The organism is Citrobacter sp. C13 (assembly GCF_014596815.2).
Classification (GTDB): domain Bacteria; phylum Pseudomonadota; class Gammaproteobacteria; order Enterobacterales; family Enterobacteriaceae; genus Citrobacter; species Citrobacter portucalensis.
In genome coordinates, this window is sequence record NZ_CP115024.1 from 2832764 (window position 1) to 2849179 (window position 16416).

The 16416-nt window shown below is 48.6% G+C and carries 17 protein-coding genes; 4 read left to right on the forward strand and 13 right to left on the reverse strand.

Features of this window, described 5'->3' with window-relative positions; all coding sequences use genetic code 11:
* Window positions 1–179 precede the first annotated feature (179 nt).
* Entirely contained in the window at window positions 180–2327 is a 2148-nt protein-coding gene (gene fdhF / locus IB222_RS13565; protein ID WP_149384619.1) for a formate dehydrogenase subunit alpha, read from the forward strand.
* 52 nt (window positions 2328–2379) lie between these two features.
* On the opposite strand, the gene IB222_RS13570 is transcribed toward fdhF, so the two are convergent.
* From IB222_RS13570 to IB222_RS13620, 11 genes are all read right to left on the reverse strand, one after another.
* Window positions 2380–3024, reverse strand: coding sequence for a hypothetical protein (locus tag IB222_RS13570; protein WP_063941469.1), 645 nt, complete (start codon window positions 3022–3024; stop codon window positions 2380–2382).
* Between the two features lie 218 nt (window positions 3025–3242).
* Complete coding sequence (locus IB222_RS13575; protein WP_003832433.1) at window positions 3243–3425, reverse strand: DUF1869 domain-containing protein; 183 nt, start codon at window positions 3423–3425, stop codon at window positions 3243–3245.
* Window positions 3426–3428: 3 nt separating this feature from the next.
* Window positions 3429–3791: a DUF1971 domain-containing protein YeaR gene (gene yeaR, locus IB222_RS13580; RefSeq protein ID WP_003030735.1), complete on the reverse strand. Its 363-nt coding sequence runs from the start codon at window positions 3789–3791 to the stop codon at window positions 3429–3431.
* A 173-nt stretch (window positions 3792–3964) separates the two neighbouring features.
* Entirely contained in the window at window positions 3965–4603 is a 639-nt protein-coding gene (gene leuE, locus IB222_RS13585; RefSeq protein ID WP_003832429.1) for a leucine efflux protein LeuE, read from the reverse strand.
* Between the two features lie 139 nt (window positions 4604–4742).
* Window positions 4743–5354 (reverse strand): metal-binding protein ZinT, encoded by a 612-nt coding sequence (zinT, locus tag IB222_RS13590; protein ID WP_231133697.1) that lies wholly within the window; start codon window positions 5352–5354, stop codon window positions 4743–4745.
* Between the two features lie 116 nt (window positions 5355–5470).
* A complete protein-coding gene (locus IB222_RS13595; RefSeq protein WP_003832425.1) occupies window positions 5471–5986 on the reverse strand; it encodes a phospholipase D family protein in 516 nt (171 codons plus the stop codon).
* 31 nt (window positions 5987–6017) lie between these two features.
* A complete protein-coding gene (locus IB222_RS13600; RefSeq protein ID WP_003832423.1) occupies window positions 6018–6605 on the reverse strand; it encodes an ATP-binding cassette domain-containing protein in 588 nt (195 codons plus the stop codon).
* A complete protein-coding gene (locus IB222_RS13605; RefSeq protein ID WP_126318404.1) occupies window positions 6589–7383 on the reverse strand; it encodes an ATP-binding cassette domain-containing protein in 795 nt (264 codons plus the stop codon). The genes IB222_RS13600 and IB222_RS13605 overlap by 17 nt, the downstream gene beginning before the upstream one ends.
* Window positions 7377–8189, reverse strand: a complete 813-nt coding sequence (locus IB222_RS13610) for an ABC transporter permease (protein WP_003832419.1) — start codon at window positions 8187–8189, stop codon at window positions 7377–7379. The genes IB222_RS13605 and IB222_RS13610 overlap by 7 nt, the downstream gene beginning before the upstream one ends.
* Entirely contained in the window at window positions 8179–9153 is a 975-nt protein-coding gene (locus tag IB222_RS13615) for an ABC transporter permease (RefSeq protein ID WP_148362681.1), read from the reverse strand. The genes IB222_RS13610 and IB222_RS13615 overlap by 11 nt, the downstream gene beginning before the upstream one ends.
* Window positions 9153–10775, reverse strand: coding sequence for an ABC transporter substrate-binding protein (locus IB222_RS13620; protein WP_149384618.1), 1623 nt, complete (start codon window positions 10773–10775; stop codon window positions 9153–9155). Before IB222_RS13620 ends, IB222_RS13615 begins: the two co-directional genes overlap by 1 nt.
* Before the next feature lie 396 nt (window positions 10776–11171).
* Between IB222_RS13620 and IB222_RS13625 the strand changes: the two genes are divergently transcribed.
* Complete coding sequence (locus IB222_RS13625; RefSeq protein WP_149384617.1) at window positions 11172–13259, forward strand: TonB-dependent receptor; 2088 nt, start codon at window positions 11172–11174, stop codon at window positions 13257–13259.
* A gap of 134 nt (window positions 13260–13393) precedes the next feature.
* Here IB222_RS13625 and IB222_RS13630 read toward each other — a convergent pair whose 3' ends face one another.
* Complete coding sequence (locus IB222_RS13630) at window positions 13394–13591, reverse strand: hypothetical protein (protein ID WP_003832412.1); 198 nt, start codon at window positions 13589–13591, stop codon at window positions 13394–13396.
* A gap of 169 nt (window positions 13592–13760) precedes the next feature.
* Entirely contained in the window at window positions 13761–15284 is a 1524-nt protein-coding gene (locus tag IB222_RS13635; RefSeq protein WP_149384616.1) for a cyclic diguanylate phosphodiesterase, read from the reverse strand.
* A 239-nt stretch (window positions 15285–15523) separates the two neighbouring features.
* Here IB222_RS13635 and IB222_RS13640 point away from each other — a divergent pair, with 239 nt between their 5' ends.
* Both IB222_RS13640 and IB222_RS13645 read left to right on the forward strand, forming a co-directional pair.
* Complete coding sequence (locus IB222_RS13640; protein ID WP_149384615.1) at window positions 15524–15796, forward strand: hypothetical protein; 273 nt, start codon at window positions 15524–15526, stop codon at window positions 15794–15796.
* A 151-nt stretch (window positions 15797–15947) separates the two neighbouring features.
* The gene (locus IB222_RS13645) at window positions 15948–16352 is read left to right on the forward strand and encodes a DUF1398 family protein (protein WP_063941460.1); all 405 of its coding nucleotides are present in this window, start codon (window positions 15948–15950) and stop codon (window positions 16350–16352) included.
* The last annotated feature ends 64 nt before the right edge of the window (window positions 16353–16416 follow it).

The window sequence follows — 16416 nt, forward strand, 5'->3', positions numbered from 1 at the left end:
GAATCGTCAGTCATTATCCTTAACGCTTTTGCCGTCAGCCCCGTTATTGCTGGGTTTTCACTTCTGGCACACTTTATGCTTTAACAACCCGTCGCTACGACAAATCGTAGTCCGCGGTGCTTATCGCGTGGCTGCGTCTACAATTCGCGCTATTTCAGCATTTAACAGGTCTGTTATTGATGAAAAAAATCACCAGTGTTTGCCCATACTGTGGGGCCGGGTGCAAGCTCAAGCTTGTTGTCGAAAATAACAAAATCATCCGTGCCGAAGCCGCAGAGGGTGTAACGAACCAAAATCAGTTATGCCTGAAAGGCTATTATGGTTGGGACTTTCTTAACGACACTCGCCTCCTGACTCCCCGTCTGACTCGCCCGATGATCCGTTATGAAAAAGGTGGCAAATTCACGCCCGTTAGCTGGGATGAAGCCATTCGCTACACCGCAAAACGATTATCTGAAATCAAAAATACCTATGGCCCTCGCGCCATCATGACTACCGGCTCCTCCCGAGGAACCGGAAATGAAACTAACTACGTGATGCAAAAATTCGCACGTGGCGTACTTCATACCAATAATGTCGATTGTTGTGCCCGCGTCTGTCATGGCCCTTCCGTTGCCGGGTTACAAGAAACGTTAGGCAATGGCGCCATGAGCAATTCCATCAGCGATATTGAAAACTCAAAATGCCTGCTGATCTTTGGTTATAACTGCGCCGACTCGCACCCGATCGTGGCCCGACGAGTGATTAAAGCTCGCCAGAATGGCGCAAAAATCATTGTCTGTGACCCGCGTCGTATTGAAACTGCCCGTATCGCTGACCAACATTTGCAGCTGAAAAACGGTTGCAACATGGCGCTGGTTAATGCCTTTGGTCATGTTCTTATCGAAGAGCAACTCTACGATCGCGAGTATGTGCAAAAGCATGCGGAAGGGCTGGAAACATACTGGGAAACCGTTAAGGACTATGCGCCTGAAGCCGTTGAACATTTGACCGGCGTTCCCGCACAGCAGGTTCGTCAGGCAATGCGTACATTTGCCGCAGCACCATCGGCAACCGTCATGTGGGGGATGGGCGTCACTCAGTTTGGTCAGGCTGTTGATGTGGTTCGCGGTTTATCGAGCCTGGCGTTGTTGACCGGGAATCTGGGTCGCCCTAACGTCGGCGTTGGTCCGGTGCGCGGGCAAAATAACGTGCAGGGTGCGTGTGATATGGGGGTACTACCTAACCAGTTCCCGGGATATCAGGACGTGACCGATTCCGTAGTCAGGGAAAAATTCGCCAACGCATGGGGCATTGACGTTAATCAGATGGATGACAAGGTTGGAACGCGCATCACTGAAGTTCCACACCTGGCTATCGAAGGCAAAATAAAAGCCTACTACATCATGGGAGAGGATCCGCTGCAAACCGAGGCCGACCTGGGCCTAGTCCGCGAAGGGTTTAACGCGCTCGATTTTATCGTCGTGCAAGACATCTTCATGACTAAGACAGCGGAAATGGCCGATGTTCTCCTGCCCGCCACCTCATGGGGCGAACATGGCGGCGTCTTTACCTGCGCCGATCGCGGCTTCCAGCGTTTTGAGAAAGCGATTGAACCCACCGCTGATGTAAAACGTGACTGGGAGATCATCAGCCTTTTGGCCAGCGAAATGGGCTATCCAATGCAGTATCAAAATAACCAGCAAATCTGGGATGAGATGCGCGAGCTGTGTCCGCTGTTCTACGGCGTGACCTATGAGAAAATGGGGGAAATGGGGCATGTTCAGTGGCCATGCCCGGATCTCGATAGTCCTGGTACGCCATACCTTTACGCACACAGCCAGTTTGATACCGCCAACGGCAAAGGCAAACTGTTTGCCGCACCGTGGCGAGCGCCCGCAGAAGTTCCGGATGACAATTATCCGCTGGTACTGTGTACCGTGCGTGAGGTTGGGCATTACTCCTGTCGCTCTATGACCGGTAACTGCGCAGCGTTACAAGCGTTGGCTGATGAACCAGGATATGTGCAAATCAATACCAATGATGCCGAAAAACTCGGTATCCGTCATCGTGATCTGGTGTGGGTCAGCTCGCGTCGGGGTAAGGTCATCAGCCGTGCGGATGTATCCGAGCGCATCAATTCCGGAACGGTTTATATGACCTATCAATGGTGGATTGGTGCATGCAACGAGTTGACCCAGGATAACCTCGATCCAATCTCGAAAACGCCGGAAACCAAATATTGTGCCGTAAATATCGAGCACATTAGCGATCAGAGATGGGCTGAAAAGTATGCCGCTCAATCGTATAGCGACATGAAATCACGCTTATGTGAGGCCATTGCGTAATTCCCCACCATCGCCACCTGAGTCTGGTTACCCAGACTCAGGTCTTATCTCATTACTTTACCAGGTGAGGTTCACTGAAACGGATGGAGGCAGATTCCTCCTGCATATCCCGCTGCATAAAACCGAGGTTCATCAGAAACAGGCCAGCCATAAACGGCAGTTCGTACAATTCTTCAATCATATCGCCATATTGGGCATTGTGCAGGAAGATGGGAGCCAGCAGACGATGATGCTCTACCGTATCGGAAATCAAAAATGCGCAGGCGGTGATCGCCAGCAGCCAGAGCGGTAGCGGTTCATTACGCACACGTCGGACAATATCCAGGCGTAAGCGCTTCGACAACAGCACCGGCAGAATAATCATGGAAATCATTACAACAGAGATAGCTCTGAACAGAAGTTTAGGCTGCTCCGGGAAATAGTCGCGGCCCCAACTGGTGCTTCTCCCCAGCAATACCAACCACCACGCGGCTGCCCAAAGCCAAAATTGCTTCTCGCCTTCAGGTCGTGATAAAGGCCGAATATAGCCAAGGGTAAATACCGCACCAAACAGTAGCCATAGCGCCTGCCCATTTTCGATCCATCTGACGACAGTGCCGTTAAGCAGCGGAAGATTCCAGTTCGCGGTGAACGGGATCGCCACAATGACCAGTCCTAGAATAAGTGTGGGGAATGTAATTTGGGTATTCAGTTTCATAAGCGCGATGTTCTGTATTGTTACTTTTTTGCGATCATAACTCCTGTGAATGATCGACAATTAGCATTCAATGCGGATTTCTTAAGGTATTCTTAAGGAATCTTTTTTCGGACATCACTACGTTCAACACAAATAAAATAACCGCACAGCGCCGTCAAAACGCTGTGCGGTTAGTACATTAAAATTCTTTGTATTCAATCAGTAAGAGTATTTAATACCTACCATCCGCAGACTTCATGCTCATTCTCGGTATCGTACGAACGAACGGTATTGACCAAGTCTTTGACCACTTCTGCTGCCACATCCGGCACCAGTAATGTCATCGGCGCTTCTGTTTCATAATCAACAGAAACACCGTTGCTGTTATTGGTCACGGTTACGGTATAGGTTGCTTTGCCCATGATTTACTCCTTGCCGGTGCGCACGACTTTTCGTTGATTTGCACTCTCCATCAGAACTTCCGGGGCAACGAAAAAATCGATATTAAAGTAAGTGTCGTCGGTCATCACTTCGATGTTATGCCATTTTTCCGGCGGAAAAACGCCAAACTGACCGGCTTCAATAACCATCACCTCTACTGGCTCCGGACTGTGTTCATCGGCGTATCCGAGATATTTGACCGCCCCCTGCATAACCGAAAGTCGTGGATAAACCCCAGCACGAGTTCCTTTATCAAGGTGGCGTTCGAAAATTCCGGCAGGCGCAGTTTCTTTGTTCCAGAATGGTGTAGAGCGTGTATGGATATGATTCTGTGGAATTTGAAGCATTTTTCTTCCCTTTTCCAGTCGACAACCAGCGAGTCTTATTGAATCGCTGCTGTACACAGGGTACGCCTCAAAATATACATTTAAAATACCATTTATTGGTTATAACCCTACAATTATAAATGACAAGCAAAGCGTCATATTGAAGGCCCGCCGCAACCAGCGGGCCAATGGCATCACGACTGAAGCGTGGCCAGACGAGCGGCAAAACCAACGAAAATCAGGCCGATTAGGGAATTACCCACTTTGGCCAGTTTTTTCTTCGTGCGAATATACTGCGTCACAAACGCGCCGGAGAAAATAAGGAAGCTCAGATAGAAAAAGCTCACTACTTCAAGCGTAATGGCCAAAATAAAGAATGACAGCCCTGAGTGCGGTGCATTGACATCAATAAACTGCACAAAGAACGAAACATAAAACAAAATAGCTTTGGGATTCGTCAGGCTCAGAATTAATGCTCGCTTAAAAATAGCGCCAAACGGGACTTCCTCAGGTGCGGCGTCGCTTGCTTTCGATTTCAGTGTCGCATACAGGATCTTCGCACCTAGGTACAGCAGATAAAACGCGCCAAGATAGCGAACGATATTGAACAAAACAGGCGTTGTTTTGATCAATGCGGCAACACCGGCATAGGCCAAAAACATCAGCACGGCATCACCGATAAACACACCGCTTGCGGCGAGATAACCACCCTTCACTCCCCGACCGACGCTGTTCTTCAACACAAATATCGTATTTGGCCCCGGTACCAACACGATAAAAATGGCTCCCACCAGATACGTCCAGTAATTCAGAACTCCATACTCTGCGAACACGTTAACCTCTTCCTGAAAAAACACATGCACTTGCTGCGATACAATATGCTAACGAATGCATCGGGTGATGGAAAGAAAAGGTTATGAATTAAAAAACCCGCCACTGGTGACGGGTGTGTACAGATAAGGTTAGCCCGGATTAATGGTGCAGCATCTCATCCACAACCTCTTCTCCCTTCAACTGATAAGGGTAATAGGTAGGCCAGTTTTCCATCTCTTCAAGCAAGGCTGCCTGCGAGGTATTTCCCATAAAGATATGGAAGTGGCTCGATTTACGCGGCGCGATAATATGATCGCTAAATTGCACATATTTTGGCGCTTTGCTGTCAGCAGCTTTACACTCAAACAGATACCGTACACCTTTCTTGCCTGATTTATAATTTAGGATCTTATATCCGGCATAGTCGTATTTACATGATGCAACCTGATTCCCGGTATGAAACTCCATCACGCCATTTTCAATACCGATAGTGTCTACGTTGGTTGCATAGCCTGTACGGTAATACGCTTTGATTTGTTCTGCCGTTTTGCTTTTATCTTTCTCCGCTTTCTTTTTGAACACCGGATCAAGCTCGCCGCTGACCAGATACGGATAGACAGATTGCCACATGCCATCCCAGTCGGTCAGCGCCCTGTTCTGCACCTGGTTGTCATCAAATACCCCTTCAGACGCCTTTTGTTCTGCTTCACTCATTGGCGCACCATGGGAATGATGACCATGCGCCAGAACCGAACTACTGACTAAAAGCATCCCCAGAGCGATTGTCAGTTTCTTAAAACGAATAGCCAAAATTTCACCCTCAAATCAATTGCGAGTGAAATGTTATAATATAACATCACATTTAAATCAACGGCGTTGTGAAACATTTAACCGCTCTGGTGCGCGATTTTCCAACGGCTGTCAAAATGGGCCTGATACTGCGCAACAACAGCAGGTTCGTCACGAATAACTAACACATTTTCAGAGTTAGCAAATTCTGCGGATTTGGCAAAGTTGAACGAACCGGTTTCCAGCGTGTCGCCATCAATAATCATTACCTTGTCATGCTGGATGTGGTAGTGACCATCCAGTTGAACATCAACCCCATTCGCGGCAGCAAAAGCGATGGCCTTCTGGCTCACCTTACCCTGGTTTCGTTTCTTATCGATAACAGCCCGAACCACAACGCCTCTCTTTTCAGCGTTGACCAATGCCTGAACAATATCTGCAGACTGAAATGAATAAGCCATCATATCGATGCTGTGCTGCGCATGGTTGATTGAATCCAGCACTAAAGCCCGAGCCGACCCTTCCGGTGAAAAACCCACCTGAATGGAAGCATGTGCTGCAAAAGCACCCGCCCCGTACATTAGCGCAGCCACAGCGATAGTTTTTACGATCACGTTAGTTATTTGCCTGAAATGCGAAAGAGACCTAAGAGAGTAGCGCTCGCGTGCAGATCTGATCAAGCAGTGCCTGCTGATGACTGATAATGAGCATACCCAATGGCCTACGCTGAGATTCTTCAAGCAGCAGCGCCCAGATATCCCGTTGAATAGAAGGATCAAGCTGGGCAGTAATTTCATCGGCAATAAGAAAACGTGTCCGCGGGTCCAGCGCGCGAAGTAAAGCAATTCGCGCCAGTTCACCACCAGAAAGTTGTCCAGGACGGCGGGTTAACCACTCTGGATTGATGTGAAGACGGGTAAGCATTGCAGCATCCGGTCGCCATGCATCATACACCGCATCACCGGTGCTGCGTCGGGGGTTAAAAGTTAATTCCGGATGCTGTGGCACCAGTTGCACCGGGCAATACTGGTGCATCGGCAAAGGTTGGTCATCAACCAGAATGTCACCGGAAGTTGGTTTCTGCCAGCCCGCCAGCACGCGTCCCAGCGTCGTTTTGCCAGTTCCACTGGGCGCACAAATCCCAATACGTTCTCCAGGGCGTAGAGAAAAGGTCAGATTTTGCCACAGAACCTTTTCCCCCTGACGGATTGTTACATCACGACAGCACAGCATCGCGCTCTCCAAAAAGTTGATTTCTTTCAGGCAGCGCCCGCCATTGTCGTTGCAGGTGTTCGCTAATCTCTCCGCGTAACAGCTGTTCCCGGCTGACGTTATCCGACACCCTTCCCTGATGCAGAGCGACAATACGATCCGCATGGCGGGCCGCCAGCGTGAGGTCATGCGTTACCCATAAAACGCCAGCCCCTTGCTCACATTGCTCACGCAACTGTTCAAGCAGTTGATTAGCGAGAGGTGCATCAAGCCAGGCGGTAATTTCATCCGCCAGAATATAGCGAGCCTGACTCAGAGACGCGTGACAGGCCAGAACACGTTTTGCCATGCCGCCTGAAAGCTGACGCGGAAAAGCATCTAATACGCGACTTTCCAGTCGGCTACGCTGGAGCAATCGTTCAATTTTTCCGGCATTCCATTGCTGGTCAGAAAGCTGGCATGCCCTGCGCAGATGCTTTTCAATCGAGAGCAGCGGGTTAAGTGCCTGAATACCTTGCGGGACGTAGTTGAAGGTATTGCCTCGACATTTGCGAATGTTATCACTGTCCAGCGTTTTACCTTCCAGGGTAATAACGCCGTTGAAACGCAAATTGTCTGGTAAGAGATCGAGCAGACATTGCAGCAATAGGCTTTTACCTTCTCCACTTCCTCCAACTAGCGCCACCATCTGACCAGGCGCTACGTCGAAAGAGATATCCTGCAACAGCGAAGACCAGTTTTTCGCGCCGTACCAGCGATAACGCGCCACGTCCAGTGAGACCTGCCTTAAACTCAACATGCGTCACCTCGTAACCATAAACGATGCACCGCCCTTGCGAGCTGATCGAATAACATCACCAGACTGAACAGCATCAGTCCAGGAAACAGCACTAACCACCAGTCGCCATGACTGATAAACCTCAGCGCATCCGCCAGCAGCAGGCCCAGCGACGGTTCATGCGGTGCCAGTCCAAAACCGAGGAAGCTTAACGCCGCGCTGTGCAACACTGCATGGGGAAACATCAGCAATGTTCCCGTTAGCCACTGGGGTAACAACGCCGGTAGATAGTGATGCCGCCAGCAGTAAAAATGGCCGTGCCCCAGACGCCAGGTCAACGTCAGATAGTCACTGTGGGCCACGCGCTGCGCTTCAGCACGCAGGATTAGCGCCAGACGCGGCCAGTGCGTTAGTGCAACCGCCATGATTACCCCGTTTTTCCCGCCGCCCAGCGTAAAACAGATCAAAATAAGCAACAGCAGATGCGGCATCGACAGCATGGCATCAGTTATAAGGCGCATAAGCACATCCAGACGCGGATGTATGCGCGAAACCGCCGCCATCATTAACGCAATCAAGCCACTGCACAACGCCGCACCAATACCAATTTGCAGACTGGTTAGTGCCCCCTGAAAACAACGGATCCACAGATCGCGACCAAGATTATCGGTGCCAAACCAATACATCGCATCAGGTGGAAGATGACGGGCAAGCAGATTAACGCTCAACGGGTTATCCAGCATTGCGGCACCATATACTGCAATGAATAACAGGCAGCTGAAAGAGAACAAAAGACGAATTAGCGTCGGCGTCGGGTTATAGAGCATCAGGTCGCTCCAGAGCACGGTTCAACATACGGACAAGCCAGGTAGACAGCGAATTGCCAATGAACACCAGTACGGTACTGAACAACACAATCCCCATCAGTAACGGCAGATCGCCGCGTAATCCGGCATCAATGGTGGCCTGCCCCAGTCCTGGATACGCGAAGACTTTTTCGGCCAATAGTGCACCTCCCAGCAGTTCTCCCAGTGAGGCAAACTGCAAACACAGCGCAGGCGTAATTGCATGACGCAGAACCTGATGGCGTAACAGTGACCAGCCTTTATCTCCCTGGGAACGTGCAAAACGGACAAATTCGCTTTTCATTACGCTGGCGATGCTTTCCCGCGTATGAAGCGTAATTTGTCCCAGTCCCAGCAAACTGAGCGCGCAAACGGGAAGCACCAGATGGCGCAGACGCTCGGGAAGCATGGCCATATCGCCGCTGTTACCTGGCTCCCATGCGCAGCAGACCGGAAATACCGGCCAGCGCACGGCAAATAACGCCAGCAGCAACATGCCAATCCAGAAGGTCGGCAACGAGGAGAGCAGATAGCTGAGGCGACAGATTGCTTTGTCCGGCCAGCGATTCAGGTAGCGACCCGCGACAAACCCCATTGCCGTTCCCAATATGCCGGAGAGTAGCCACGCGCCGCCAAGCAGCGCAAACGAGGTGGAAAAGCGTTCCTTGATCACGCTGGCAACCGGCGCATTAAACAACATGGAATAGCCGAGATCGCCCTGCAATACCCGTAAAAACCAGTGACCAAAACGCTCCCATAGCGGCTGGTCCAATCCCCAGCGAGCAGCAATGCGTGCATATTGCTCCGGCGGCACATGCAGGAGATCGTTGCCAATATAAGCGCGAATCGGATCGACTGGAGAAAAGCTGAGCAGCACAAAAGTGCCAGCCGCAACCAGCACTAATAACACTATCAGCCGTAGAAAATGGCCCACAACAGACTTCATCAACGGCAGGTCCAGGTCCATTCGTCCAGATTATTGAGCAGTGACCAGCTACCGTGAATCTCCGGTGCGCCTTTGCCTAAGTCAATACACGGATTTGCCAGGTAGGTATGCTGAATATTCAGCAGCCATGCCCAGGCAGCATCGCCCTGCACGCCAGCGCCTTGCTTGCCATCCCACTCCACCTGTTGCCAGAAAGGCAACGCTTTTTGCCAGTCCGGGGCATCGATAGCCTGTTTAAGATGCTGTTCAACAACAGGATTGCTGTAATAGCCTGGATTGTAATATTCCACGCCCGCGGCCTGATTACTGTAATGATGGAACAGCTCCATCGGATCCAGACTTCCCCAACCAAATAGCGTCGGGTTCGCATGCATGTGACGCTCAACGGTTTCCCAGCTTCCGGACTGTAGTGATACCTGAATTCCCACCGGTTCCAGCATCGCACGTACGGCCTCAGCTAAATCCCGGCGCGTACTGTCACCGCTGGCATACCATAAAGTCAGACGAGCCTCTTTACCGTCTTTCACACGTATGCCGTCTTTACCCACCTTCCAGCCGGCGTCTTCCAGAATAGTGCGGGCTTTTTCGCTGTCGCCATCTTTGAACGCAACAGATTGCCCCTGCCATGGCAGCCCCTGCACCGCGCTATACGCAGGAATCGCATGACCTTCCATGACCTGATCGGCAAGCTGCTTACGGTCGATGGCATAGTTGATGGCGCGCCTGATGGCAACATCGGCAGTGATATCGTTCCCGATCGGATAGCCATTGGCGTCTTTTTTACCTGCAGGAACCATGGGGAACACAATGCCCCGGTTTTCCACGCTATCGCGTACCCAAAGTTTCAAATTTTTCTGCTGAGGAGCGACCGCCATCGACGGCGCGATACGTACGAGTCCCAGTTGGCCACTGCGCGCTGCGGCATAAGCGTTATCTTCATCAAGGAAGACAAACACCAGCTTACTGAAATCATTTTTCTTACCGGCATACCAGGGGTTAGCCTCCACGATCAACTGCTGTCCCGGTTGAAAACTCACCAGCCGATAAGGACCCGCGCCAATCGGATTTTTGGCAAATGTTTTTTCGTCATACCGTTTCGCCGGAACAATACCCAAAGAACCCAGCACATTCACAAAGGTGCTCTGTGGGCTATTTAGCGTAATTTCTACCGTACGGTTATCTTTCAGGCTGGCATGGGTGAAGTTTCCCATGTCGATTTTGCCGCCGCTTTTTGCTGCTTTGTTATAGGTGAACACCACATCTTCAGCGGTTAGCGGGGAACCATCAGAGAATTTAAGGTCAGGTTTTAACGTCAATGTCCAGGTTTTGCCGTCTGCGCTGGTCTCTACTTTTTCCGTCAGCAGGTTTCCCCAGCTCATATCTGCATTTTGTTTTAATAATGGTGCATGCAAAAGCAAATAGCTGCCATGACTCCAGCCCAGCATCGGGTCAAACCCTTCCGTTGGTTCTGGTCCAATTGCCAGTTTTAACGTCTGCCCTTCGCTCGCATTTTGCGCGGCAAGAAGTGGTGAGGTTAATGCGAGAGTCAATGCGCACGTAAGCAGTGCCAGCTTGCCTTTGATCATTATGTTATCCAGATTTACGTTATTTTTATGCTGCATAACGATTTACCGACGTTAAGCAGTCTCCTGGGGAAGGGATTATGGCGGACAGAAATGACGAAAAAAATGATGCGGCGCAGAAAAGTATGACGATTTTCTAAAATTATCATACTTTTTTCTGATACTCCGTTATGAGTACGATGTGAATCTCAGAAAATTGATTAATCCCTCGCCATTTATTCACAGGGATATTAATCCCGAACTAATAATTGCCTGTGCGGACTATTGTTCCTTCCTGCTAATTCCTTATCTAAAACTCATGACAATTTATGTATATTTATTCAAGAAAAACACCAGAAGTGACAAGTTATGTAAATTTGTAATGATAATTATTTGTATTATCATTTCCATCAATTATCTTACTGCCTTTGAATTTTTAACAAAGGAAGTTTGACTATGCGTTTAAAACCTGTTGCCTCTGTCGTTCTGTCCTGTTTAGGATTTTCCAGCCCCCTGGTATTTGCTGAAGATGTCATGGTGGTAACCGCTTCCGGTTATGAAAAGAAAATCACCAATGCCGCCGCCAGCGTCTCTGTTATTTCTCAGCAAGAGTTACAAACCAATAAATATAATGACTTAGGTGAAGCCCTGCGTTCTGTTGAAGGGGTAGATGTTGAAAGCAGCACCGGTAAAACCGGCGGTCTGGAGATCAGCATCCGTGGCATGCCTGCCAGCTATACCTTGATCCTGATTGACGGTATTCGTCAAAACGGCAGCAGCGACGTAACGCCAAACGGTTTCTCTGCCATGAATACCAGCTTTATGCCCCCACTGGCGGCGATCGATCATATTGAGGTGATCCGCGGCCCGATGTCGACGCTTTATGGGTCCGACGCAATCGGTGGCGTGGTGAATATCATCACCAAAAAAAGCACCGATAAATGGAGCACTTCCATCAATACCGGCGTTAACCTGCAAGAGAGTAATAAATGGGGTAACAGTACGGTCGCCAACTTCTGGTCAAGCGGCCCGTTGATTGCGGGCGTATTGGATATGCAGGTTCGGGGGAGCACAACCCAGCGTCAGGGTTCCAGCGTCACCTCCCTCAGCGATACCTCCTCCACCCGCGTACCTTATCCCACCGAGTCGGAAAACTATAATATTGGCACGCGTCTCGACTGGAAAACCAACGAGAACAATACGTTATGGTTAGATCTCGACTCCGCCAGACAGCGCTATGACAACGATGACGGGCAGTTGGGCAACCTGACAGGGGGGTATGATAAAACGCTACGCTATGAGCGTAACAAAGTGACCCTCGGCCACGATACAGCCTTAACGTTCGGCACCTGGAAATCCTCCCTCGGCTGGAATGAAACCGAAAACAAAGGCCGGCAATTGGTATCTTCCGCACTCACGCCAGAGAACGCAGGCCGGGCCGGTGACGCGCGTGAACTGAAGAACACCAACGTCATTCTTGACTCAGTGCTGCTGACGCCATTAGGTGATTCACACCTCTTAACCCTTGGCGGAGAATACTGGGATGCACGGATGAAAGATGGTGTGGTGCTGGCCAATACCGGCGAGACGTTCCATCAAAAAACGTGGGCAGCCTATGCGGAAGATGAATGGCATATTCTCAACTCGCTGGCCTTAACCGCAGGAACACGCTATGAGCATAACGATGTCTTTGGCGGTCATCTCAGCCCGCGTGCCTATATGGTCTGGGACGTTTCCGACGCCTGGACGCTCAAAGGCGGCGTGACGACAGGATATAAAGCACCATCACTAAGCCAGTTGCATAACGGGATCAGCGGTGTAACCGCACAGGGAACGGTGAATACGGTCGGTAACCCGGACCTCAAACCTGAGGAAAGTATTAGCTACGAAACCGGGCTGTATTACGAGAACGACGCCGGGCTTAACGCCAACATTACCGGCTTCTATACCGAATACAAAAATAAAATTGTCTCATATTCTATCGATGATAATACCAACAGCTATACCAACAGCGGCAAGGCAAGGACCGATGGCGTTGAATTTGCCAGCACCTTCCCTCTATGGTCGGATGTGCTAACCTTATCTCTCAACTACACCTACACTCAGAGCAAGCAAAAAGATGGTGACAATAAAGGCGCGCCATTAAGTTACACACCAAAACATATGGCTAACGCCCGTCTGAACTGGCAGGCAACGGAAGATATGAACGCCTGGCTCAGCGCACGTTATCGCGGCAAAGCCCCACGCTTTACCGAAAATTACGACAACCTTAGTGCGGTACAAAAGGCCGTCTATGACGATAAAGGCGCTGATTTAAAAGCCTGGACCGTTGTCGACATGGGGATGTCTTATAAGCTGACCAAAGATCTGACGCTTAATACGGCGGTTAATAACGTGCTGGATAAAGACTTTAGTGAGGTCAAATTGTACCAGGTGGGCCGCAATAGCACCTACGCAGGTGATTATTATCAGACTGCACAATCCACTACCGGATACGTCAACCCTGGTCGTAACTACTGGGTATCTTTAAATTATCAGTTCTAATTTTATAAGATCCTGCTGGTCGGGGCACACTAATACCCCGACCAGCAGAATATTACTGACCAGCAGAATATTACTGAGAGAAGACACAAGATATAATCATCATCTTATTTTAACATATAAGAATATTTAAACAATTAATACAGAAATACCCCTTCCTGCACCATTAGATATAATGCCAAAACAATAATCCCGACGATACCGCCTAAAAACAGGACTGCGGCAATCGCAAGCTGATTGCGATTTGTGTTCTTCGCTTTGCTTCGCACATCCAACTTATTTTTCGCCGCTTTGTGACTTGAATCACGCTCCATCGCGAATGTTATATCTGCCATACCATTATCCAGTTGCTGTATATGAAAACACAAATAACCACCATATCGATAAGGGTATAGATTTTAAATAACAGAATCCGAGATTTGCCTCACGATAAAGATAATCGTCGGATTTTTGCTACCGAAGCAGATTTCATGCTCACTTTTCATCAATTAGGTTATCTTGTATTTATTCGACAAAAACCTTCACTTTAGGCTTTGACAGCAGAATCATGACGAACTCAGTGAAGGTTACTGGTTTATAGAAATAGTACCCTTGCAGGAAAACAATGTTGTTTTTGTTGAGATAATCAAGCTGAGCCTTCGTTTCAACCCCTTCAGCAACGATGCTTAAAGACAGCTTGCGCGCCAAATCGAGAACACAATCCAAAATTCGGGTTGAATCGGGAAGCTCATTTACCCTTCCCACAAAGCTCTGATCGATTTTAATGTAATCAATGTGCAGGTCATGCAAATAAGAAAGCCCAGAATAGCCCGTACCAAAATCATCCAGCGCAATCACAAAGCCATTCTCATGCAGGATATTGAGCCTCTGCACAAGATCTTCATCCACATCTAACGGCTCGCGCTCAGTAACTTCGATTACCAGATTGAGGTCATCGCGGTTAAAGCTATCCCTGTAATGCAGGCACTCCTGCACGAATGTAGGGGATGTGATATGGGATGCGCTGAAGTTAATGCCGACATGGAAGCCGGATGGCAGTTTGCTGGCAATGGCGTTCATATTCGCCGCGACCTGCCTCATCAGACTTTGAGTTAGTGGCACTATCAGGCCTGATTTTTCCGCTACAGGTATAAAGGAAGCAGGAGAAATATACCCGGCTTTTGGATGTTTCCATCGGGCCAGCACTTCAACACCGCGTAACGTCCCCTCGCGACCATTTACGATAGGTTGATAAAAAGGCACGATCTCTCCTTTTACTATCGCCCTGCGCAACGTTTCTTCAGGGGTATCGTTCTTGTTCAGATACTTATCAATGGCATAAGCGGCTGCAAAAGACATTAACAGGATAAAAACCAGAATCCCTGAACCCTGTGTAACCAGTCTTTTTGCACTAAACAGTGGCGGTTTATTATAAATAATACTGAACGGATACTTTGCGGAATTAACTTGACCAGACGCACGTGCGCTTGTTGTAACGGTTTTTACATCGCCCAATAAACCGAGTGCTGCGTCACCCACAAGCAATGAGTATGCTACTCCCTTTAACGGAACTTTCAGAGCCCCTCGAATATGCACCCCACTAATAGTGACAATAATACGACTGGTTTGAAAACGAGTTTGATACAGCAGAACAGGTATCTCGTTTTCCGTATTTCTTGCGGGAGTCAGCAACAGATTTGTATCAGCAATTACGGGGATTTGCTTAAGTAAAACCCTATTCCCCGGCAATGACGTACACCAAACCTTCCCCTGCCGGATAATGATCAGCGTTCGCAAATGAGGGCGAAGTGCAGCTTCGGTTCCAAGTTGGTATTGTCCCTCCAGATCACATTTTTTTTCAGCAATATGCCTTGCGGTACGGGTTGCCTGGAAAGCTTCATCAAGTATGTTATCCATATTTTTAACGGCATATCGGGCTCCTCCAAGGGTTTCTGTCGAAGATGAATACCAAAGCTGCATATTAAGAATAAAAACACCGATCAAAAAAAGACACACCGCAGCGGTTACCGGCAAAAGTGCTTTGCGCATTCTCATGTCCTGTAGCGAAAACTGATCAGTCGTTGCGATGAGCATTGACGTGTTCTAATTTATCTCTACAGAGCATGGTAGACAGAAACAAAAGTCGCCATGCGTCGAGTCACATTTCCAAAATCACAACGTAACAAATTGATTTTTAAATAAAATTATCCTTGAAGAGATCAAGGCAATAGTGACATCCCTCTTTCCAATTTTGTTATCATATACATGTACTAATAAGAGGTAAGAAAATGAAAATCTTTATCACAGACAATGACGGTAACCTCATTCCTGTTGACGGGAAAAGCGTCGTGATCGAATTGAATAGTGGCGGAACCATCGAGATCGCCGAGGAGTACAGCCGGGACGATGTTCCTGAAGGCATTAATCTGTGGGGCGGACGAGAACCCTCCCCTTTACTCTCTTTCGAGGAAATCAAAGCCAGAACAGAAGGCCTGGGCGTTTATCCCATAGCAGCAAACGCTCTGCATGTATTTCCGTACAAACTTTCAGCAAAAAAATAATTGCATGCACCAAGTGCGCACGCGTATATGGGCTGCGCGCAATTACTCTCATGGCTCCGCTGTCCGTACCAAAAGGTCAGACCAGATTGAAGTGATAAAACCGATCGTGCACACTACACGCTCTCATGACTAACAATAGGTTATAATCCTGATGGATCAGGTTGACGTTCTTGAAAAGATGTTTGAGCAAGTGAGAAAGGAACATAACTTTCCGTGGTTTTACTCTGAACTGAAACGCCAGAATATTGCTTATTATATTTACTACCTGGCTACTGATAACATTAGAGTTGTTACAGAAAATGATGAAGTAATATTAATAAGAGGGAAAAGAGACTTATTGAAAGTCAGCACAAACAAGAACCCGGAACAAGTAAAAAAAGCAGCCCAGATTCATTATTCCGGGAAATCCACATTTCGCGAATATACTGCAACACTTATCAATGCTGGCGTTTTCCGATGGGTTACGGATGTCAATGATAACAAACGGCATTACTACTCTGTTGACGATACACTTTTATACATGGAAGATGTTGAGAACAATAATCCATTAATATAATGATAGTTGAACTAGTAGTCCGGTTTCTTACACTCAGCCCCGTAGAAGCAGGCATAAGGGACAA